Below are 19680 nucleotides of genomic sequence, written 5' to 3'. Positions count from 1 at the left end.
CGTCTCCCCCCTGTATCAGTCCAGTTCACGCTGAGTCCGTCGGGCGGCCGCGTGCAGCTTCGCCGCCACGAATGCCAGTTCCTGAGCCCCGATGAAGGCCGACGGCGTGAACCGCAGGATCGAGGGCGCCGTCAGGCACGGTGTGAGCAACAGGCCCTCCGCCAGGGCGGCCCGCATCATCTCGCCGGCCACGTCCGGCTGCGTGCCGTGCAGCCCGAGCAGTGCGCCCCGGCCGGTGACCTTCACGAACAGTCGGGGCCAGGTGCTGACCAGGTCCGCGAGGATCTCCTCCAGCCGCGCCCCGGCGGTACGGGCCAGACCGGGAACGTCTTCGGCGGCCAGGACCTTCAAGGTCGCCGTGAGCGCCGCAGCGGCCAGCGGGTTGCCCCCGAAGGTGGAGGTGTGCAGCAGCGGGTCCCGATCGTAGGGCTGGAACGCGTCCTCGGTGGCGATCAGCGCCGATACCGGGATCACCCCGCCGCCGAGAGCCTTTCCGGACAGCAGGACGTCCGGGCGGACACCCAGGTCGTCGTGGGCCCAGAACGAGCCGCACCGGCCCAGGCCGCACTGGATCTCGTCGAACACCAGCAGCGAACCGGCCTCGGAGCAGGCCTCACGCAGGGCCGCCCCGTACTCGGGCGCCAGCGGATGGACCCCGCCCTCACCCTGCACCGGCTCCGCGAAGACCGCGGCCGGCCGGTGCCGCCGGATCATCTCGGCGGCGCCGTGGGCATCGTCCCGGGGCAGTCGGACCACCTCGGGCAGCAGCGGGCCGAGGCCGTCACGGAACAGCGTGGCGTCGGTCAGGCTCAGCGCGCCGACGGTCTTGCCGTGGAACGAACCCGCCAGGTGCGCCAACGGGACGCGACCCGTGCGGGCCCTGGCCAGCTTGATGGCCGCCTCCACCGCCTCGGCACCCGAGTTGAGCAGCATCACCTTGTCCAGCCCCGACGGGGCGGACGTCGCCAGGTCGGCCGCGGCTCGGGCGTTCTCCGCGTTGGGCAGCGTTCGGGTCGCGCCCGACAGGCGGGTCGACTGCCGCGTCACGGCCTCGACCACCTCGGCACGGCCGTGGCCGAGCAGGAAGACGGAGAAGGAGCCGAGATCGAGGTAGCGCGCACCCGAGCCCGTGGTCACCCAGGAGCCGTCACCGGACACCTCGGGATCCGTCGCCCCCATCAGCCGGAACAGCAGGGCACGTCCCGTGGACTGGTGGTCGCGCACGAGGTCGAGCAGGTCCATCAGGAAGCTCCTTCCGTCGGCCGCTCCGCGAGTTCGAAACTCCATGGCAGACCGAGTGCCCAGCGCCCGAGCAGCTGCCGGGTGGCGAACCGGGTCGGCGGGTGGAAGCGGGCCGCCTGCACGTCCCGGACCAGCCGCGAGGCGGGGCCGGTCGCGGAGTACGACGCGACACCGACCAGCTCCGCGGCCTGTTCCACCGCGCGGACGGCCGTCTGCGCCGCCTGGTCCTTGAGCGCGAGCATGGCCGGGACCAGGCTGCGTGGGTCGGTTCGGTGCTCGTCCAGCTGCCGTGCCAGACCTGCGGTGGCGGCCTCCAATGGCAGTACCGAGGAGACGATGTCGCCGAGGGCGGACTGGAACGAGGGCAGCTCCGCGCGTGCCGCGTCCAGGTGACTGATCCGCGACCGGGCCAGCGCGGTACGCGCCTGGTCCACCGCGCCCGCGACCACACCGAGGTAGCAGGCTGTGGCGGTGGCGCAGAACCAGCCCAGTCCGGCGGCGAAGACCTCGTCACCGAGCGAACCCGGCTCACTGCGGTGGAAGACCATGTCGTCCGGGATCTCGCAGTCGGTGAAGCGCACCGTGTCGGATTCGGATGCACGCATGCCGAGGGTGTTCCAGGTGCGCTCCACGTCCACACCGGGGCTTCCGTTCACCACCAGTGCCACCAGCAGGCTCTCTGGGCCCCCGGCCTCGTCGACCATCTGCAGGCACAGCAGGTCGCTGCGCTCGGCGAGCGAGCAGGGCACCTTGACCCCGTTGGTGATCCAGTTGTCACCGACCCGTCGGGCCGTGGTGTTGGAGCGGGTCAGGCTGCCGTTGAGTCCAGGCTCGGCGAACGCGGACGCGACGATGCGGTTCTGGCTCGCAATGGCCTCCAGGAGCAGCCACGACTCGTCGCGTTCCCGCCGCCAGTGCTCGACGACCACTCCGACCGAGAACAGGTGCATGTTCACCGCGATCGCCAGCGCGGGATCGGCGGCACCGATCCGGCGCTGCAGCGCGCAGCACTCGGTGACGGACGCCCCGCCCCCTTCGAAGTCCTTGGGCACGGGCGCTCCGAAGTACCCGTTCTCCCTGAGCAGTTCGATGCTGCGGTCGGCCAGTCGCCCACTCGCGTCGTTCTCCTCGGCGAGTGCGGCCAGTTGCGCGGTGACCCTCTCCGGCAGGAGGTGCTCGGTGTCCGGCCAGGGGGCGTCGAAGCCCCGCCGGTAGTCATAGTCGTCGTTCACGCCGCCTCCTCCCCCATCCATGGCCGCGGCGAGCTCTTCGCCAGGTGTGGACGCCGCTCGGCCCAGGCCGCGATCGCGGCCTGGACGGCGCCTGCCGGATCGTCGACCTGCCAGTTGACCCCGATCGGCTCGGCCACCGACATGTAGGGTATGAACTCGCTGAGCAGATCGATCTGACGGAGTTGGCGAGACGTCAGATGAGGCTTGGCGAAGGGAAGATAGAAGCGGTACCACTGCTCCGGCGTGACGAACCCGGGAGTCTCCAGCGGTTCGTGGCCGGCGGCCACCCGCCACCGGTTCAGCGCCAGGTACATGGAGTCGATGACCCCCCTGAGCCCGAGCGCCCGCTCACCTGCCCCCAGCACCACCGGTTCGTCCCTGCCACCCGTCGCTGCGATGTGCAGCACGCAGTCGGCTATGTCGCAGGTCGACACGACCTCCACAGGGGCGTCCACCTCACCGATGAACACCGGGAGTAGGCCTGTCACACCGGACTGCATCACCGTGTACAGGCCGGAGTACCGGCTCACCATCCCGTCCGAGCGCCGGCCGACCACGAGCGGCGGACGAACGACGGTCGCCCCGTACCGGCGAACCGCCTCCCGCTCCGCCTCGGCCTTGGACCACTCATAGGTGTTGCGGTAGTCAGTCAGGTCCGTCGACTGCGTGGTGCCGCGCAGGCCGGTCGCGTAGGCCGTTGAGATGTGGATGACATGGGTCGAACTCCCCACCAGCGGCTGCAGCGCGGCCACCGGAGCGACATTGGAGTCCTTCGCTTCCTGGGCCGGCAGGTTCCAGCGCGGCCGGGCCGCCGCGTGCACGATCACGTCCCAGGACTCGGCAAGAAGCCGCTCGGGGACCGGTGTCTCACACATCCGCCAGGCGACGGCGTCGGCGCCGCCCCTGGACGAGCAGCCGGTGACGAGCCAACCGGCGGCCCGGGCGCGCTCCACGATTTCCACGCCCACCACCCCGGTGGCCCCGGTGACCAGCATCGTTCCTGGCCTGTTCACAGTGGCTTGGTCCATTCGGTAGGGAGCAGCGGCGGAAGGCCGAGCTCGTCGGCGAGTCCATGCCAGCCGCGGACGAGCCGCAGCGCACCGAACATGCCGTCAGGCGAGCGGAGTTGGGGAAGTGGCTCGGTCAGACCGAGGGTGGCCTCAGTGGCGTCGACCCAGGCGCGCACCCGCTCCAGCCAGTTGCGGGCACGGTCACCGGCAGGTGCGCGGCCGGCGAATTCGCCTGCGTCGGCGATGAGTTGGTGGGCGCACTCCCAGTCCGCTCTCGGCACGTGCGTGCACGGGTCGATCGCCCCACCGTCCTCGGCGACGTACGGTTCGGCCCCGAAGGGGAGCCCGCGGACCTGACAGCAGATCAGCACCAGATAGCGGGTCTGGGCGAGCACCAGGTGCCACTGACCGGCCTGCACTCCGCCCTCGATGTCCTCCAGTGCCGACTGGGCACCCACCATCATCAGCAGCGCGCCGTGACTGACGTGGGTCACATGCTGGTGCAGGCTGGGGCTGGTTCGTACCGTCATGAGGGGCACTCCACTCCCAGCCACAGCAAGTCCTCGGCGAAGAGCGCCGCCACGTCCGGATGCCAGTCCTCGTCCACCGCGTAGGTCCAGGCGGTGCCGGTGTCGACCGGCCCGCCAGCGGGCACCGACACCGTGCGCAGTCCCCAGCGCGACACCAACTGGTCCCCGCCGAAGGCGTACCGGTCGGTGCCCCGCGCACAGCTGAGCTTTACCCGCCAGGCAGAGCTGTCCACATCCAGCAGGTAGTGGTCGAGCAGTTCGCCGACGCGCGCCAGATAGGCGGGCACCTCGTCCGGGGAGCAAGGTGGGCACATCGCGAGCTCGAACGCCGCGAGGCCCTCGCGGTCGCCGAGCCTGCTCAGTTTCTCCCCGAGCCACTTGGGCTTGAAGTACGCCTCACCGCGCTCGACGGCCCGCCGCTCCAGGGCAGCGGCCAGCGCCTCCCCGATCCGCAGTGCCGCCACGAGTGGCTTGCGTCCGGCGAACTCGCGGGCGGCGATTCGTTTGCGGACCGCCTCGGCCGCGTACCAGGATCTGATCCATCCGGCCAGCTCGCCTGCGAGCCGCTGCTGCCAGGCGGACCACTCGTGCGTGCCGGTCAACGGCAGCCCGAGCCCGAACCGACTCATACTGTCCAGCACTTGGCGCCTGGTCCCGAGGTCACCAGGACCGACCTCGGGGGGCGGCCAATGAGTGGTGGTCAACTCCTCATGGCGACGGGCAACCTGATCGACTCCGTGCAGCACCACATCGACCCGGGAACCCTTTGGATATGCCATGAGGGGCAGCGTGCTCGCCACCTCATCGGGGACGATTACGTAGAGATCCAAATCACTGTTCGCGTTACCGAATCCGGCAATCACCGAGCCGGCCGCGATAATCAGCAGTGGATCACCGAACGAGTCATCCACTTGTTCGAGAACCTGACTTTTCGTCAGTTCGTTAGTCGAAAGAAAGGCGTCGAACCGCTCGACCGTCGTGACGGTCGCCGGCGGCTGCCCAGCCGTCGAGGCCTGCACTCTTGCTCCCCCGTACCACTACTCAACCTGAGTTCTGTGGCCGCCCAGTCTCCACATCGAACCCATGACCGTCAATCAGAGTACGCCCCGCACAAAGGAGTTGACGTTGAGGCGCGCCGGAGGTCCACACTTCTTCAAGATGCCATGAAGCGGACAAGTGTGTCCATCTGTCGCAAGTCGGATCTTTAAGGACGCTTTCGGCAAATGCGAGATTGCTTTTGGGTTGACAGACGCGCACCCTGCTGTGAAACATTCGGTGAAGCGCGTACGGGGCAATGATCGAACGGCAGCGCCGTGAGGCGCTCATCAGCCGGACCACAACTTCTGCCTCGGCGACTGCCTTGAAGGCATCTTGACTCGCTGCGTGAACGAGTCTTTATTCATGGGGGAATCACGTGGAGTGCCAGTCACACCTGCCCGAAGACACCCCGGAAGCGACAGAGTCTGCTTCCCCGAAGCAGATCATGCTGGAGTTGGTGAATTCCCGGGGAGTGACCACCGGGGTCGCCGAGAAGCTGGCCGCACATCAATCCCCGGGCCGGCTCCACCGAGCGTTCTCGGTTTTCCTGTTCGACGACAGAGGGCGCATGTTGCTGCAGCGCCGAGCACTGTCGAAATACCACTTCCCCGGTGTCTGGTCGAACGCCTGCTGCGGGCACCCCTTTCCAGGGGAGGCACCGTTCCAGGCGGCCACCCGGCGCGTCGGGGAGGAGCTGGGAGTGGCCCCGGCGCTCCTGATGGAGGCCGGCACGGTGACGTACCGGCATCTCGATCCTCAGTCAGGGCTGGTCGAGCACGAGTACAACCACCTCTTCGTCGGCCTGGTCAGGGCCCAGCCGCACCCCGATCCGTCGGAGGTCGCCGAGTTCGCCCTGGTGGCCCCCGACGAACTGCGCAAACGTCGGGAGGTCGACAGCTTCTCCGGCTGGTTCCAGGACGTCCTCAGCGGCGCCCTGCCGGCCGTGCGGCAGCTCGTCACCGACGCCGACTGGTGACGGGCCATCAGATCCCACCGTACCGGCTGTCGTCCGAGAGGAACCGGAATGCCGACAAACGCGGCCGATCAGCACTGGCTCAGCACCGAGGTGACCATCGACTGGACCGATCTGCGGGCGGCCCACTCGCAGTGCCGGTCGGTACTGCGCCGGCTGGCCGCCGACCGCTCACTGCTGACCTCACTGGTCGATCGACTCGCCGAGGACAACGAACTGCTGGCGGACGCGGACCACCATCCGGTGATGGACCGCCTGACGCTCTGGCGCGATCCGGAGCGCGGCATCTACCTGCGGCTCCATGTGTCGCCCGGCACCAACGAGCTGATCCCCCACGATCACAAGTACTCGTTCACCACCTATATCCTGCGCGGCTCCTACACGCATGTCTGGCGCCGACGCGAGGGCACCTACCAGGGTGACTTCACCTCCGACGAGGCGCCGCTCGGGCTGGTGACCAACGAGCGCGTCGGATCCTGCTACACCCTCGGATACTCGCTCATCCACCAGACGGTGATGGAAGCCGACACGGTGACGCTCTTCATGCGCGGCCCGAAGCAACAGACACGCTCCTACGCCGCCCTCGACATGCTCGATCGGCTCGTCGTCGACGCGGCGGCCGATCCAGCGGCGCCGGTGGAGCGGCGGCACACCGACGGCGAGCGGGGCCTGGGGTTCGACGAGTACGTCCGGCTGCGGGACCGCCTGTCGGCTCTCGGCGTCCTGGATCCGTCCGACCCCTTCGACACCAGCACGATCCCTCACGAGAGGCGCCCGTCTTGACCGACATCGACACAGTGACCCGCGAGATGCAGGATCGGATCGCGGACTACCAGCGGCACTTCACCGGGCTGTTCACACGGTACTTCGAGACGCTCCGCAGTGACTTCGACGGTCCTGAACTCAGCCGGTTCACCCCCCGCTGCCTCGACCTGCTGCAGGACCTCTCGTTGCGCGGCGGCAAGCGCCAGCGCGTGGCGTTCATGTACGAGGCTGCCCGCCTGGTGACCGACGAGCGCGTGCCCGGTCTCGACGAAGCGGCGCTGAGCATCGAGCTGCTGCAGACCCATCTGCTGGTGCACGACGACATCATCGACGACGCCCCCACCCGTCGTGGTGGTCCCTCCACGTACTACGCCTACCGGACGGAGTTCCCCGAGCAGCCGCAGACCGCGCTGGGTCTGGCACTGCTGGCCGGCGACCTGGCGGCCTTCCTCTCACTGCAGGTCCTGCTCGACGCGGAGCTGCCTGTGCAACTGCGGCACGCCCTGGTCGACGTCCAGACGCGCGCCGCCGCCGCAACCTTCGTGGGCCAGATCTTCGACCTCGAACGGGACTTCCCCGGGATTCCCAGCGAGGAGCTGCTCCACTCCGTCTCCGACTACAAGGCCTCGCGGTCGTCCGCGCTGGCTCCGGTCCAGCTCGGCCTCCTGGTTGCCGGTGAGGACCCGGCCCGCTACGCGGAGACCCTGAGCCGGTACGCACTCATGTTCGGCATCTCCGGCCAGATGTGCGACGACTACCTCAGTCTCTTCGGCGACGAGGCCGTCACCGGCAAGCCCAACACGGCGGACGTCCGTGACGGCCGGCGCACCTATGCCATCCGGGCCCTGCTGGCCGCGGCCTCCGAGCCGGAGCGGGCCGAGGTCGAGTCCGTTCTCGGCAGCCCCGACTGCACGAACCAGGACATCGACCGGCTCCGGGAGATCGCCGCACGCCACGGTGTGGACCGCCGGCTCCGCTCGGAGATGCACCGGTACGCGGAACTGGCCTGCAAGGAGGCGGCCGGCTGGCGCCCTCGTTGGCGCGAGGACGCGGTGGCCTTCTTCGAGCGCGTACCCGTCTGGGGTGTGGAGCGGACGCTTTGAACACCAACACCGACACCGACTCCGCCGACGCTCGTTCCGCGGCCGCCGAATCGCTGATCGGCGGCTCCAGGGCCGTTGCCGTGTCTCACCCCGCCGACGGTGGCTCGGTCCCCAGACATCTGGGCCTGATCCTCGACGGGAACCGGCGCTGGGCGAGGGCCTGTGGCCTGTCGGCCTCCGACGGCCACCGGGCCGGGTTCTCCCGGATCCCTGAGGTGCTGCGGTGGTGCGAGAGTCTCGGCATCGAGGTCGTGACGCTCTGGATGCTCTCCACGGACAACCTGAAACGGGATCCGGCCGAGGTCGACGCACTGATCAGCATCATCGCCGACACGGTGGCCGAACTCACCGCACACGGCAGTTGGCGCATCCGGCACCTCGGGGTCCGCGACGCCGTCCGGCAACCGCTCCTCGGCATCCTCGACCGCGCGGTGGCCGACACCGCGGCGGCCACCGGTCTCGAGGTCAACCTGGCCGTCTGCTACGGCGGTCGTGAGGAGGTCGTCGACGCCTGCCGGAGCGTGCTGGCGCAGTACGAGGCTCAGGGCCTCTCGGCCTCGGAAGCGGCCGAGCGGCTCAGCGTCGAGGCGATCTCGGACGCCATCGGCACCGGCGCACCAAAGCCGGAGCTGATCATCCGCACCTCCGGTGAACAGCGGAGCTCCGGCTTCATGCTGTGGTCCGGAATGCACACCGACTACTGGTTCACCCCGGTCTTCTGGCCGGATTTCGACCAGTCGGCACTCGGCGAGGCGCTCGCGCACTTCCGGAGGTCGCGCTCCCCACGGCTGCCCGCGTCGGTGGGGTGAACAAGCATGGACAGGAACGGTTCCACGGTGGCCTCGACCTCCCTCTCCCCCGGCTGTGCCATCGGGCTCATCGGCATCGACGGCGTCGGCAAGACCACGCTCGCCGGCGAACTGGAGCGGCGACTGACCGAGCGCGGGACGCAGGCCCTGCTGCTGTCGCGGCGCCAGTACCTCAAGACACGTCCGCGGGACTTCGTGGGCGACACCATGGCCGCCCTCTACGAGGGATCCCTGCGCACCCTGTACGGCTTCGCAGACCTCGCCGAGGGCGGCACGCTCGGTGACCACTTCCCGCCACCGGCGGGTCCGGTGATGTCCGCCGGGTTCGAGCGGATCCTCGACGCAGCCGCGATCACCGGCAACGACCCGCACGCGCTCATCGCCTCCATACTCTGCGAGATCGCCGGTCACCTGGCGTTCCGCGAGGCGGTGGTGGCCCCCGCCGTGCGAGCGGGGAACGTCGTCATCGAGGACACGCACGGCATCAAGATGGTGGTGAAGCTCTACTTGCTCGCCGCCTCCCTGGCGGGCTCGCGGGAGCAGCTGAACGACAGCCTGGAGGCGGTGCTGAAGGCGGGGATCACCGCGTTGCGGCCCGATCCCGCGACCGCCGTGCCGGTGCTGGTGCAGGTGGATCCCGAGATCGCCTACCAGCGCCGGGTCGCCCAGCACGGCAGGGTCGGCGGGATGGAGCACTACGGCCCGGTCGGCCGGGCCAACGGGCGCGACTCGTACGTGGAACTGCAGAGCCGCAGCCAGAAGATCTTCGACGAGATCGCCACGCAATGGGGCTGTCTGCGGGTGGACCTGCCGCCGCACGACCGCGAGGGCGGCCTGCGGACGGCCGTGGACCGGATTCTCGCCGCCATGGACGAACTTGGGGAAGGGCAGTACCAGTGACAGACCAGCTCGCCATCCACCCCGGACCGCATTGGATCGACCACCTGCCGGCCCTGGACTGGACGGACCTGCGCACCGGGCATCGCCAAGCCCGCTCCGTGCTGACCCGGCTGGCCGGGGACCGGGAACTGCTCACCCGGCTGGTCCACGAGATCGAACACGACGACCAGCGACTGTCGGCCAGCGAGATCCATCCGCTGATCAACCGGCTGATCCTCTACCAGGACGACTCGCGCGGCTTCCAGATCCGTCTGCACATGTCCCCCGGCTCGCGCGAGCTCGTGCCGCACGACCACAAGTACACGTTCACCGCGTATGTACTGCAGGGCGCCTATGTCCACGTGTGGCGGCGCCGCGCGGACCGTGAGGAAGGCGAGTTCACCGGGAACGACATCCGTCCCGGAATCGTCTCCATCGAACGTCCCGGTACCTGCTACACCTTCGGTCACCCGCTGATCCATCAGACGATCATGGTGCCGGGCACCGTCACGCTGTTCATGCGTGGACCGCGGGTCAAACAACGGTCGCACGCGGCCCTGGACATGCTGCCCCAGGCCGACAACTGGCCGCCGCCGTCCGAGCTCGGCAAGCCCAAGCACGCCAACGGCCAGCGGCCTGTCACCATCGAGGAGTACCGGGCCATGCGCGCCCAGCTCATCGGGAGCGGGCTGATCGACGCCATACCCGGGCCGGTGGGGGCGAGGTGACGCCGCATCATCTGGGGGTGATCCTGGACGGCGGCACTCGCTGGGCCGACGCCAACGGGACATCCGCGGCCGAGGCGTACCGGCGCAGCTGTGTGAAGCAGCTGGAGGTCGTCGGGTGGTGCCGCACGGAGGGAGTGGCAGAGGTCACGCTCTTCGTTCCGCCGCCATCGGCCTCGCTGTCCGACGAGCAGATGGACGCGGTTTGGAGCCAGGTGCTCGACGGACTCCGGCAGAGCCGTTCCGGCGCTCCGGCCGCGACGCTGAAGCACATTGGCGATCCGGCCCAGCTGCCCGCGGGCCTGGCGGCGAAGCTGCGGTCCTGCGCCGAGCGGGCAACCACGGACGGCAGCGGGTTCACCGTCAATCTGGTGCTCGGATACGAGGGCCGCGGCGAGATCCTCGGTGCGCTGCGCTCGATCCTGCTGGCGGCTCGCGACGAGGGCAGGAGCCTGGCCGAGACCATCTCACGGCTGGACACCGAGCAGCTCGGCGCGAACCTGAGCACCGGCGCGTTGCCGCCGCTCGACCTGGTGATCCGGACCGCCGGGCATCGGCACCTCTCCGGGTTCCTCCCGTGGCACGCCGCCTATGCGGAGTACCACTTCACCGCGGCCTGCGCGCCGGAGTTCACATGGGGTGATCTGACGGCGGCGCTGGCCGACTACTCACGCAGGAATCGCAGGTTCGGCAAGTGATGGGAGTGACCATGGAGACGCACGGCTCGGAGGAATTCGACCTGGCTGCGGCGTGCTCGGAGATCGACTGGGACGATCCGCGGCGATCGGGCAGGCAGGCCCGGAAGCTGCTGGGCCGGCTGGGATCCGATCGCGACCTGCTGTCGCAGATCGTGCTGGGCATCGAGTCCGATCCGCTGCGGCTCGGCCGTTCGGAACGCCACCCGCTGATGCACCGGCTTTCCCTGTACGAGGACCCGGAGCGCCGCTGCCAGCTGCGCCTGCACTTCTTCACCGGCCGAGACCGGGACCTGGTGCCGCACGACCACAAGTACCCGTTCAGCGTGCACGTGCTGTCCGGCGGCTACCTGCACGTCTGGAACCGGCGGACCGACGAGGCACAGGCCGGTGACTTCACCTCCGAGGACGTCACTCCGGGCATCGTCACTCTGGAGCGGGCGGGAACGGGCTACACCTTCCAGCACTCACTGGTGCACCAGACCATCGTGCTGCCGGGCACGGTCTCCCTCTTCCTCCGCGGTCCCAAGCGTCAGGACCGCTGGCATGCGGCCGGCGACATGCTCCACCTTCTCAACGGCTATGAGGCGCCCACCGCGGACAAGAAGCCCCACCTGGGCGCAGAGCCGATCACCCTCGACGAGTTCCTCGCCATCCGGGACGACCTGGTACGGCGCGGGGTCATTACCGACAGGAGGCCCTCAGGTGTCGCTGCCTGACTTTTTCATCAACCCCGTCGTGCAGTTGCTCGCTCAGACCTCGTCGCCCTACGACGTGCCGGCGGATCCCGAGATCTTCAGCGAGAACTGGCTGGAACCCGTCCTCACCCGTTCTCTGGCGCTGCTGCGCGAGGCGAACCCGCAGGAGCATGCGCCGGCGTCGGCCACCGGCAGCGGACTCACCTACCTCGCCCTCACCTCCGACGTGGAGAAGGACTATGCGGTCCACCTCCGCATCGCGGGCGAGGGCGAGGCGGTACCGCGCGATCCGGCGGAGAAGTCCGTTGTGCTGACCCTTGGCGGCACGATGGAACTGGAGGCGTTCCGGCACGGCGGGGACGTGGACGCCGACACCCCCTGGTACGTGAGGCAGTTCGCTCCCGAGAACATCTACGCCTGCCACCCCGGCACGCTCCATTCCGTGGAGCAGTCCGAGGACGCGGTCCAACTGGTCATCTCCAGGGGCGCGACGCCAGCGGTCGGCCGTTCGCTCAGCGTCGAGGAGTACCGCCTCGCCGCCGACCGTGCGCAGCATCTCCTCGGTCACGTCCTGGAGAGCCGGGGCGGCGCTGTCGCGCAGATTTCCTCCTGAGCAGTTCTTGGCCCGTACGAGTACGTCGCCGTGGCGGCCCACCCCTGGTGGGCCGCCACGTTTGTGTTCAGCAACCGGTATGCGGTCCTGGCGCCCGATGTCCAAGGACGGGCCCATATTCCGGACCTCAGTAAGAATTTCCCGAGAATGGAAAGTCGACCGGGCCCGCATCACGAACGAGCGCGCACTGTCGGCTTTCGGCCAAACTACATGGCGTGTTTACTCTGGGGCTCTTAGGGGTCAGACTGATGTGCGGGGCATGAACGCAGTGTCGGCTCGTCCGACCGTACGAAATGCAACGGGGGAACGCTTGTGACCAGACGGACTGTGGCCATCATCGGTGCGGGAGTGTCCGGACTGACCGCGGCCCATATTCTGCAGAAGCAGTTCGACGTAACTTTATTCGAGGCCAAAGAACGCCTGGGCGGTAACGCGGATACCCGAATGGCCGGGTCCTTTCCGGCCGATCTGGGTTTCGTCGGCTTCAACGAGGTTGCCTATCCGAGCCTCATGCGCCTCTTCGCGGAACTCGGCGTCACAAGCAAGCCGGCGGTACAGAGCGCGGACCTCGTCTGCCGCGACTGCGACTTCGCGCACCTGAACGGTGACACGCTGGGCGCCGAGGGCCTGCCTGCCCGCCCGAAGAACACCGACGAGGCCACCTGGAACACATTCGTCGCCGATGTCGTGCGCTTCGGCACCCAGATGGCCGAACTGGCCGATGCGAGCTCCGATCGGCTGACCCTCGGTCAACTGCTCAGCGAGCAGGGCTATTCGGAGTACTTCATGCGGCACTACCTCTACCCGAGGATCGGGCCGTGGTTCCTGCTCCACGCAGCGGACCTCAACCGTGTTCCGGCCGGCTTTCTCGCCGCCACGATGAGCCCGCTCGGCCGGCCGGAGGCCCGCGCGGCCTGGCGTGTGGTCGATGGCGGCAGCCGTACCTACGTCGAACGAGTCGCCGCCGGCCTTTCGGCGGTCCGGACCTCGACGCCGGTACGGTCGGTCACCCGGAGCGCGGACGGTGTCGAAGTCCGGGACGGATCTGCCGAGGTGCACCACTTCGACAAGGCCGTCATCGCGGTGCACCCGCCCCAGGCGCTGCGCATGCTCACCAATCAGACCGCCGCCGAGCGTGCCGTGATCGGGGCGTTCGAGTACGCCAAGGTGGAGATGGCGCTGCACACCGACAGCAGCATCCTGTCCTCGGACAAACTGTCCAGCGCCCTGCTGATGGAAGTCTCCTGCGCCACTCCGAGGCCGCTGTTCACCGACTGCCATGTGGATGTGACGATGTCACAGCACCTGGACACCGACGTCCGGTACCTGAAGAGCTTCAACCCCACGGACACGATCGATCCGGACAAGCTGGTGGTACGCGAAGCCTACGAGGTCCCGGTCTTCACGCTGGAGAGCGTGGCTGCTCAGCGCAGGCTTCCGGGGCTGTCCGACCAGGTGATCGCCTGGGCCGGCGCCTACCACGGCAATGGCTTCCATGAGGCCGGCTGCGCGTCAGGCGTCGCGGCGGCAGAAGCTCTCGGAGCGTCCTGGAGCTAGCGGTCGCCCCCCTGGACGACGGTGGCCCGCCGAGCCTCCGTTCGCCGGCCGGCGATCCCTCCCGGACCAGTGATTCCATCGAGTAGTTCCAGACCATCGTGAAACGGACCGTGCACGACGTGACCACTCTGGATGTCCCCATACCTCTCGATCCGTCCGGAATCCGCGCAGCGGTCGACAACCTGCTCCACGAATTCCTCGACGAGCAAGAACGAATCTCCTCTGTACCTGAACTCACCCTCTTCACCGGCCTGTTACGTGATCTGCTGACTGCCGGGGGCAAGCGGGTCCGGCCCGTACTGTGCGTCACCGGTTGGCAGGCCATCAGCCGGGAGCTGCCGCCGCGGATGGTGTTCCGGATGGCGGCTTCTCTGGAGCTGTTCCACGTCTTCGCCCTCATCCATGACGACATCATGGACAACTCCGCCCTTCGCCGCGGCCTGCCCACCGCCCACCGGATGCTCGCCGCCCGGAACGGCCACCATCCGCAGGCCGAGGCCCTCGGCACCAACGCCGCGATACTGCTCGGGGACCTGACCCTCGGGTGGTCCTACGACCTGCTCTACCTCGGCAGTCCGGCCGAGGAACAAGCGGCCACACCGTGGACGACGCTCAACGCGATGCGCACCGAGACCCTGGTCGGCCAGTACCTCGACCTGGCGTCGACCGGTTCCCGGTCCCCGGAGGCCGAGCTCGCCTGGAAGGTCATATGTTACAAGACGGCCAAGTACACCTTCGAGCGTCCGCTCCACCTGGGTGCGTCGCTCGCCAACGCCGACGAGCACCAACTGCAGGCCCTGTCCGCTTACGCGCTCCCGCTCGGTGAGGCCTTCCAGTTGCGGGACGACCTGCTCGGTGTCTTCGGCAACCCCGGGGAGACCGGCAAGTCGGCCCTCGACGACCTGCGCGAGGGCAAGCAGACCGTTCTGATCACGACGGCCTACGAGCGAGCCACCCCCGCCCAGGCGGCCTATCTGCGCGCACATCTGGGCAGTCCGCAACTCGGCCCCGACGAGGCGGAAGAAATCCGCGCCATTCTCGTCGAGACCGGTGCGGTGGAGGCCGTCGAGGAAATGATCACGGTCCGGCACAAACGTGCGCTGGAGAGCCTGGATGCCGCCCCCCTGCAGCCGGTCGCGACGGATGTCCTGCGTGAGCTCGCCATCACCAGCGTCGCCCGAGTCGCCTGAGCCGGCCAAGTCGTCCGAGTCGTCCGAAAGACAGCAGCTGAGTCCGAGGATTTCTGATATGCCGCAAGCACAGCAGACCAAGACCCGCACCGTCCCCGGGAGCATCCCCTACCTCGGGCACGCGGTCGGCTTTGCCGCCTGGCCGCTGAAATTCCTGTCGGAACAGCGTGCCCTCGGCGACATCACCGCCATCAGTCTGGGCCCCAACCAGGCTCGTATCGTCAATGATCCGGCCCTGGTCCGTGAACTGCTCGTCTCCCGCACCAAGGACTTCATCAAGGCGGGCCCGCTGTACGACATCAGCAGCGCCTTCGTGGGCAACGGACTTGCCATCAGCGAAGGGACGTTCCATCGCCGGCAGCGTCGCCTGATGCAGCCCGCCTTCCAGCGCTCACGGATGCCGGCCTACCACTCGGGCATGCAGCAGGCCGCGGAGGCGATGACCGGACGCTGGCGCAGCGGGCAGCCGGTGGACATCCACAAGCACCTCTTCCAGCTCGCCGTCCAGGTCATCGGCACCATGCTCTACGGGGACCGGTTCACCGACGAGATGACCGACCGGATCGTCTGGGCGGTCTCCACTGCCTCGAAGGGCATCGGCTGGCGCAGCGTCATCCCGCTGTCCTGGACCCACACCCTGCCCACCCCGGAGTACCGGCGATTCAGCGACGCCCAGCAGGCTCTGCACCGGCTGGGTGACCTGGTTGTCGCCGAGCACCGCAAGCTGCAGGACGCGGACCCCGATCACTTCCTGTCCATGCTGCTTGCGGCGCGCGGCGAACAGGGGGAACCGCTGAGCGACATAGAGCTGCGGGACGAGGTCGTCACTCTGTTCTCGGCCGGCAGCGCGACGGTGGCCACCACGCTGGCCTGGGCGCTCCATCTGCTGAGCACCCACCCGGACGTCGAGGAACGCCTGCACGGCGAAGTCGTCGAGATCCTCGACGGCCGGCCGGTGACCGCTGCCGACCTGCCGCGGCTGGAGTACCTGGGCCGAGTCATCACCGAAGTACTGCGCCTCTACCCGCCGGCCTGGCTGCTGCCGCGTATCACCCCTGAGGACACCGAACTGGGCGGTCACCGCATCCCCCGTGGCACCCACGTGTTCTTCAGCCCCTACTCCATCCACCACGACCCCCGGTTCTATCCGGACCCCGAGCGGTTCGACCCGGACCGCTGGCTGCCCGAGCCCTCGACCGGCCGACCCCGTGAGGTGTACCTCCCGTTCGGGGCCGGAATCCACCAGTGCATCGGCAACAACTTCGCACTCACCGAGGCCACCATCGCCCTCGCCACCATCGCTGCCGGCTGGCGGCTGTGCCGGCCGCCGCGCGCCAAGGTCGGCACCCGCAGCGCCGCACTGCTGGAGCCCGTCGGGCTCACCCTGATCGCCCGGCGCCGTCCCGCCCCTGTCCAGCGGCACGCTTCTTCGCAGGCCCCAGCCACCGGTCAGGACGGTTGCCCGCACGCGGGCGCCGACGCCCGGACCACAGGCGCGTCCTGACCGCACGCGTCCTGAGTGCCGGACGTCACTTGCTCATCGAACCCTGTCTGCGCATCCGCACGTAGGAGTACCACCCATGACTGACGACATTCCCCCCTGCCCGGGAATCGGCCAGGACACGCGTGTCCGGTTTCCGGCTCTGGCCCAGCGTTTCACCTGCGGTCTGCACCCCGAGTACTACGACATCCTCCGCCGCCACGAGGACTGGGTGCGCACCAAGCTCCTTCCCCGCCATCCGGACGTGGCCGACCGCATCCTGCGCAACAACCTGAGCGCGATATTCGTCAGCATGGCCTACTACAAGCTCGACACCGAGCGGGTGCTGGACATCTGCAACCTGACGGACTGGCTCTTCATCCACGACAGTGACGTGGCCGAACTGCGCACCATTCCGGGCAGCACGGACTCGGAGCGCCAGGCCAAGGTCGACGGTTACCTGGGCAAGCTCCGCGACATGCTGGAGGGCGGGGAGGCGCCGGACGAGCCGTGGGCCATGGACAGCATCAACGACCTGATTGCCCGGTTCAGCGCAAAGTCTTCCCCCGCGATGTTCGCCAAGCTGGTTGATGCGTTCAACTACTACAGCCTTGAGACGATCCGCGACGAGGCATCCAACCTGCTCAGTCACAAGATCACCGACCTCGACAGCTACATGGAGATGCGGGCGAGCGGCGGGAGCTCCGCCACTCTGTTCTTCCACGTCGTCACCGAGTACGTGATGGGCATCGATCTGGAGACCGACGTTCTCAAGCACCCGCTGGTGCAGCAGTACTGGCAGAGCATCATGGACCACTGGTACCTGCCGAACGACCTGCTGTCCTTCCGGGCGGAGTGCGCCCGGGGCGACCACAACAACGCGATCTGCCTCCTGCGCCGCGTCGAGGGGCTGACCCTGCAGCAGGCCATCGACAAGGTCGCCTTCCTGATCGACGAGAGGCAGGACCGGGCGGTCCGGCAGTACGAGGAGATCCGTGCCTCCCCGCTGGCCGAGAGCCCCGGCCTGCTGGCGGTGCTGGAGACGTTCCAGCACATCAGCGCGGCGAACCAGCGCTGGTCCTACATGGCGCCCCGCTACCACGGGGAGGGCTTCGTGTGGAACGGCGTCCTCAGCGGCGTGGTACGTCTCACGCCCGATCACACCTACTTCCCCGACGTGCCCATCACCGTCTAGGACCCGCTCCCGAATCCACACCCGCCCCGGTTCTGAAAGGCAAGCACTGATGACCGACAGCCCGACTTCCTCGTTCGTGCCGACCAAGGACGATGTCGCGGCCTTCTACGACACGTCGATTCCGCTGATCAACAAGCTGGTCGGCGACAACGTCCATGTCGGGTACTGGTCCTCCCCGGAAGACGAGAGCTCGCTCCAGGACGCCACCGACCGCATGACCGACATGGTGATCGAGCGCCTCGCGGTCAAGCCGGGGGCGCGCGTGCTGGACGTCGGCTGCGGCCTGGGCGCGCCGGCCATCCGGCTGGCCAAGACCGCCGACGTCCATGTCGTGGGCATCGCGACCAGCCCGAACCTCATCGAGGCGGCCACCGAGTCCGCGCGGCGTGCGGGTGTTGCGGAGCAGGTGACCTTCGAGGTGGTCGACGCCGAGGAACTGAGCTATCCGGACGAGTCCTTCGACGCGGTGATGGCGATCGAGTCCCTGGTCCACATGAACGACCGGCCTCGGGCCTTCCAGCACATCGGTCGGGTACTGGGGCCGGGCGGCCGGCTGGTGCTGACCGACCGGGTGGAGATCACCACGCCGAACGAGCGGGAGCGTCAGGTCCTCGATGCCTACCGGCGGCTCTCGATGAACGTGCCGTTCCTGAAGCTGGACGAGTACTTCCGTTGCCTCATCGACGTCCGGTTGCTTCCGATCGAGTACCGGGACATCACACCGGAGACGGCGGCGCACCAACTGCACATGCTGGAGGCCATCGAGCGGCAGAGCGCCGAGGCGGGCCAGGCTCTGGACCCGGCGGTGCTCTCGGCCGGGAGGGCCGTGTTCACCGACCTGTTCGAGGCGAAACTGCCGACCAACATGCTGCTGGTGGCGGAGCTTGGGGCGCCGCGCGACTGACCGAGGGGGAACGCGCCGACGAGTGTGCCGGGCCGGGAGCCAGGCGCCCCCGGCCCGGTCCTCGCAAAGCGTCCCGGGACGACTGGCGACCGGGCGCTTTCCCCCCGCCGGTGCGCGGGCCGACTCCCCTTCCCCCAGGCGCCGCAGCCGTGCCCCTGACCAGCAGGGTTACTCATCACCGAGGGACGTACTGATATCGTCCGAAGGTCGGTTCTCCCCCTGCTCCCCGGCTTGGAGTGATGATGGTTCTGTCGACGGTCCGCTCGACACTGGAGGCGATCTACGAGCGCCGCCTTGCGGGCAAGCTGGAGGGGCTTCCTCGCCCCCGGCACGTCGGGATCATGATCGACGGGAACAGGCGCTGGGCCCGCAGTGCCGGGCACGACGACCCGCGCGAGGGGTACAAGGTCGGCGGCGCCAGGGTCGTCGAATTCCTGGAGTGGTGCACCGCGGCGCAGATCCAGCACGTCACGATCTTCATGCTCAGCGACGACAATCTGCACCGTCCCGCCGAACAGGTCGGTCCGCTGATCGAGATCATCAGGGAGACCGTGCAGAACATCTCAGGACCGGGTCTCCCCTGGACGGTCGGGATCATCGGCGCCCTCGATCTGCTGCCCAACGACGTGGCGATCGACCTCAAGGAGGCCGCCGCGCAGACCAACGGTCGCGGTGGCATGAACGTCGACGTGGCGGTCGGATACGGCGGCCGCCGGGAGATCGTCGACGCGGTCAAGTCGGCCTTCGCCGCGTGCGTGTCCGAAGGCGGCGATCCCCTTCGCCTGATCGACGACTTCGACGAGCAGCACATCTCACAGCACCTGTACTCGGCAACCGGGCCCGACACCACGGACTTCATCATTCGCACGTCCGGCGAGCAGCGCCTCTCCGGGTTTCTGCTCTGGCAGTCGGCCTACGCCGAGATACATTTCGTCGACTGCTACTGGCCCGCGTTCCGGCGGATCGACTTTCTTCGGGCCCTGCGCTCCTACGCCGGGCGTGAGCGCCGCTTCGGACGCTAGACGTACGAACCGCCGGCCGC

At 68.3% G+C, this 19680-nt stretch carries 20 protein-coding genes; 15 read left to right on the top strand and 5 right to left on the bottom strand.

The window, feature by feature from the left end:
- Positions 1-15 precede the first annotated feature (15 nt).
- Genes ACFYOH_RS15740 through ACFYOH_RS15720 form a run of 5 tightly spaced genes read right to left on the bottom strand, consistent with a single transcriptional unit; the run spans position 16 to position 5033 of the window.
- Positions 16-1242, bottom strand: coding sequence for an aspartate aminotransferase family protein (locus ACFYOH_RS15740; RefSeq protein ID WP_388625921.1), 1227 nt, complete (start codon positions 1240-1242; stop codon positions 16-18).
- On the bottom strand, positions 1242-2474 hold the full coding sequence (locus tag ACFYOH_RS15735) for an acyl-CoA dehydrogenase family protein (protein WP_388625920.1): 1233 nt from the start codon (positions 2472-2474) through the stop codon (positions 1242-1244). The genes ACFYOH_RS15740 and ACFYOH_RS15735 overlap by 1 nt, the downstream gene beginning before the upstream one ends.
- Positions 2471-3469: an SDR family oxidoreductase gene (locus ACFYOH_RS15730; protein WP_388625918.1), complete on the bottom strand. Its 999-nt coding sequence runs from the start codon at positions 3467-3469 to the stop codon at positions 2471-2473. The genes ACFYOH_RS15735 and ACFYOH_RS15730 overlap by 4 nt, the downstream gene beginning before the upstream one ends.
- A 14-nt stretch (positions 3470-3483) precedes the next feature.
- Complete coding sequence (locus ACFYOH_RS15725; protein ID WP_388625917.1) at positions 3484-4014, bottom strand: hypothetical protein; 531 nt, start codon at positions 4012-4014, stop codon at positions 3484-3486.
- On the bottom strand, positions 4011-5033 hold the full coding sequence (locus tag ACFYOH_RS15720; RefSeq protein ID WP_388625915.1) for a hypothetical protein: 1023 nt from the start codon (positions 5031-5033) through the stop codon (positions 4011-4013). The genes ACFYOH_RS15725 and ACFYOH_RS15720 overlap by 4 nt, the downstream gene beginning before the upstream one ends.
- A gap of 464 nt (positions 5034-5497) precedes the next feature.
- Between ACFYOH_RS15720 and idi the strand changes: the two genes are divergently transcribed.
- The 15 genes from idi to ACFYOH_RS15645 all read left to right on the top strand — a co-directional run bounded on the left by idi (position 5498) and on the right by ACFYOH_RS15645 (position 19660).
- Positions 5498-6028: an isopentenyl-diphosphate Delta-isomerase gene (gene idi / locus ACFYOH_RS15715; protein WP_388625913.1), complete on the top strand. Its 531-nt coding sequence runs from the start codon at positions 5498-5500 to the stop codon at positions 6026-6028.
- Positions 6029-6076: 48 nt separating this feature from the next.
- Positions 6077-6808 (top strand): hypothetical protein, encoded by a 732-nt coding sequence (locus tag ACFYOH_RS15710; RefSeq protein WP_388625911.1) that lies wholly within the window; start codon positions 6077-6079, stop codon positions 6806-6808.
- Positions 6809-6834: 26 nt separating this feature from the next.
- On the top strand, positions 6835-7893 hold the full coding sequence (locus ACFYOH_RS15705; protein WP_388625985.1) for a polyprenyl synthetase family protein: 1059 nt from the start codon (positions 6835-6837) through the stop codon (positions 7891-7893).
- On the top strand, positions 7890-8702 hold the full coding sequence (uppS, locus tag ACFYOH_RS15700) for a polyprenyl diphosphate synthase (protein WP_388625910.1): 813 nt from the start codon (positions 7890-7892) through the stop codon (positions 8700-8702). Before ACFYOH_RS15705 ends, uppS (ACFYOH_RS15700) begins: the two co-directional genes overlap by 4 nt.
- Before the next feature lie 6 nt (positions 8703-8708).
- The gene (locus tag ACFYOH_RS15695) at positions 8709-9602 is read left to right on the top strand and encodes a hypothetical protein (RefSeq protein ID WP_388625908.1); all 894 of its coding nucleotides are present in this window, start codon (positions 8709-8711) and stop codon (positions 9600-9602) included.
- Positions 9599-10309: a hypothetical protein gene (locus ACFYOH_RS15690; RefSeq protein ID WP_388625906.1), complete on the top strand. Its 711-nt coding sequence runs from the start codon at positions 9599-9601 to the stop codon at positions 10307-10309. Before ACFYOH_RS15695 ends, ACFYOH_RS15690 begins: the two co-directional genes overlap by 4 nt.
- The gene (gene uppS / locus ACFYOH_RS15685; RefSeq protein ID WP_388625904.1) at positions 10306-11004 is read left to right on the top strand and encodes a polyprenyl diphosphate synthase; all 699 of its coding nucleotides are present in this window, start codon (positions 10306-10308) and stop codon (positions 11002-11004) included. Before ACFYOH_RS15690 ends, uppS (ACFYOH_RS15685) begins: the two co-directional genes overlap by 4 nt.
- 11 nt (positions 11005-11015) lie before the next feature.
- Positions 11016-11720, top strand: coding sequence for a hypothetical protein (locus tag ACFYOH_RS15680; protein WP_388625902.1), 705 nt, complete (start codon positions 11016-11018; stop codon positions 11718-11720).
- Entirely contained in the window at positions 11707-12312 is a 606-nt protein-coding gene (locus tag ACFYOH_RS15675) for a hypothetical protein (RefSeq protein WP_388625900.1), read from the top strand. The genes ACFYOH_RS15680 and ACFYOH_RS15675 overlap by 14 nt, the downstream gene beginning before the upstream one ends.
- Before the next feature lie 312 nt (positions 12313-12624).
- Entirely contained in the window at positions 12625-13869 is a 1245-nt protein-coding gene (locus ACFYOH_RS15670) for an NAD(P)/FAD-dependent oxidoreductase (protein WP_388625899.1), read from the top strand.
- A 119-nt stretch (positions 13870-13988) separates the two neighbouring features.
- On the top strand, positions 13989-15059 hold the full coding sequence (locus tag ACFYOH_RS15665; protein ID WP_388625898.1) for a polyprenyl synthetase family protein: 1071 nt from the start codon (positions 13989-13991) through the stop codon (positions 15057-15059).
- Between the two features lie 58 nt (positions 15060-15117).
- A complete protein-coding gene (locus tag ACFYOH_RS15660) occupies positions 15118-16563 on the top strand; it encodes a cytochrome P450 (protein ID WP_388625896.1) in 1446 nt (481 codons plus the stop codon).
- 76 nt (positions 16564-16639) lie between these two features.
- Positions 16640-17734 (top strand): terpene synthase family protein, encoded by a 1095-nt coding sequence (locus ACFYOH_RS15655; protein ID WP_388625888.1) that lies wholly within the window; start codon positions 16640-16642, stop codon positions 17732-17734.
- A gap of 49 nt (positions 17735-17783) precedes the next feature.
- Positions 17784-18638: an SAM-dependent methyltransferase gene (locus ACFYOH_RS15650; RefSeq protein ID WP_388625886.1), complete on the top strand. Its 855-nt coding sequence runs from the start codon at positions 17784-17786 to the stop codon at positions 18636-18638.
- A gap of 239 nt (positions 18639-18877) precedes the next feature.
- On the top strand, positions 18878-19660 hold the full coding sequence (locus ACFYOH_RS15645) for an isoprenyl transferase (RefSeq protein WP_388625885.1): 783 nt from the start codon (positions 18878-18880) through the stop codon (positions 19658-19660).
- The last annotated feature ends 20 nt before the right edge of the window (positions 19661-19680 follow it).

The sequence above is a fragment of the Streptomyces sp. NPDC007856 genome (assembly GCF_042868225.1).
GTDB lineage: Bacteria > Actinomycetota > Actinomycetes > Streptomycetales > Streptomycetaceae > Streptomyces.
The sequence above is the reverse complement of the archived record's forward strand: the minus strand, read 5'-3'. Positions and strand labels throughout refer to the sequence as shown.

Excerpts from the sequence above, each read along its gene's own strand:
- ACFYOH_RS15740 (WP_388625921.1), bottom strand. The coding sequence starts at position 1,242 with ATGGACCTGCTCGACCTCGTGCGCGACCACCAGTCCACGGGACGTGCC.
- ACFYOH_RS15730 (WP_388625918.1), bottom strand. The coding sequence starts at position 3,469 with ATGCTGGTCACCGGGGCCACCGGGGTGGTGGGCGTGGAAATCGTGGAG.
- ACFYOH_RS15725 (WP_388625917.1), bottom strand. The coding sequence starts at position 4,014 with ATGACGGTACGAACCAGCCCCAGCCTGCACCAGCATGTGACCCACGTC.
- idi (WP_388625913.1), top strand. The coding sequence starts at position 5,498 with ATGCTGGAGTTGGTGAATTCCCGGGGAGTGACCACCGGGGTCGCCGAG.
- ACFYOH_RS15710 (WP_388625911.1), top strand. The coding sequence starts at position 6,077 with ATGCCGACAAACGCGGCCGATCAGCACTGGCTCAGCACCGAGGTGACC.
- ACFYOH_RS15705 (WP_388625985.1), top strand. The coding sequence starts at position 6,835 with ATGCAGGATCGGATCGCGGACTACCAGCGGCACTTCACCGGGCTGTTC.
- ACFYOH_RS15695 (WP_388625908.1), top strand. The coding sequence starts at position 8,709 with ATGGACAGGAACGGTTCCACGGTGGCCTCGACCTCCCTCTCCCCCGGC.
- ACFYOH_RS15680 (WP_388625902.1), top strand. The coding sequence starts at position 11,016 with ATGGAGACGCACGGCTCGGAGGAATTCGACCTGGCTGCGGCGTGCTCG.
- ACFYOH_RS15660 (WP_388625896.1), top strand. The coding sequence starts at position 15,118 with ATGCCGCAAGCACAGCAGACCAAGACCCGCACCGTCCCCGGGAGCATC.
- ACFYOH_RS15655 (WP_388625888.1), top strand. The coding sequence starts at position 16,640 with ATGACTGACGACATTCCCCCCTGCCCGGGAATCGGCCAGGACACGCGT.
- ACFYOH_RS15650 (WP_388625886.1), top strand. The coding sequence starts at position 17,784 with ATGACCGACAGCCCGACTTCCTCGTTCGTGCCGACCAAGGACGATGTC.
- ACFYOH_RS15645 (WP_388625885.1), top strand. The coding sequence starts at position 18,878 with ATGATGGTTCTGTCGACGGTCCGCTCGACACTGGAGGCGATCTACGAG.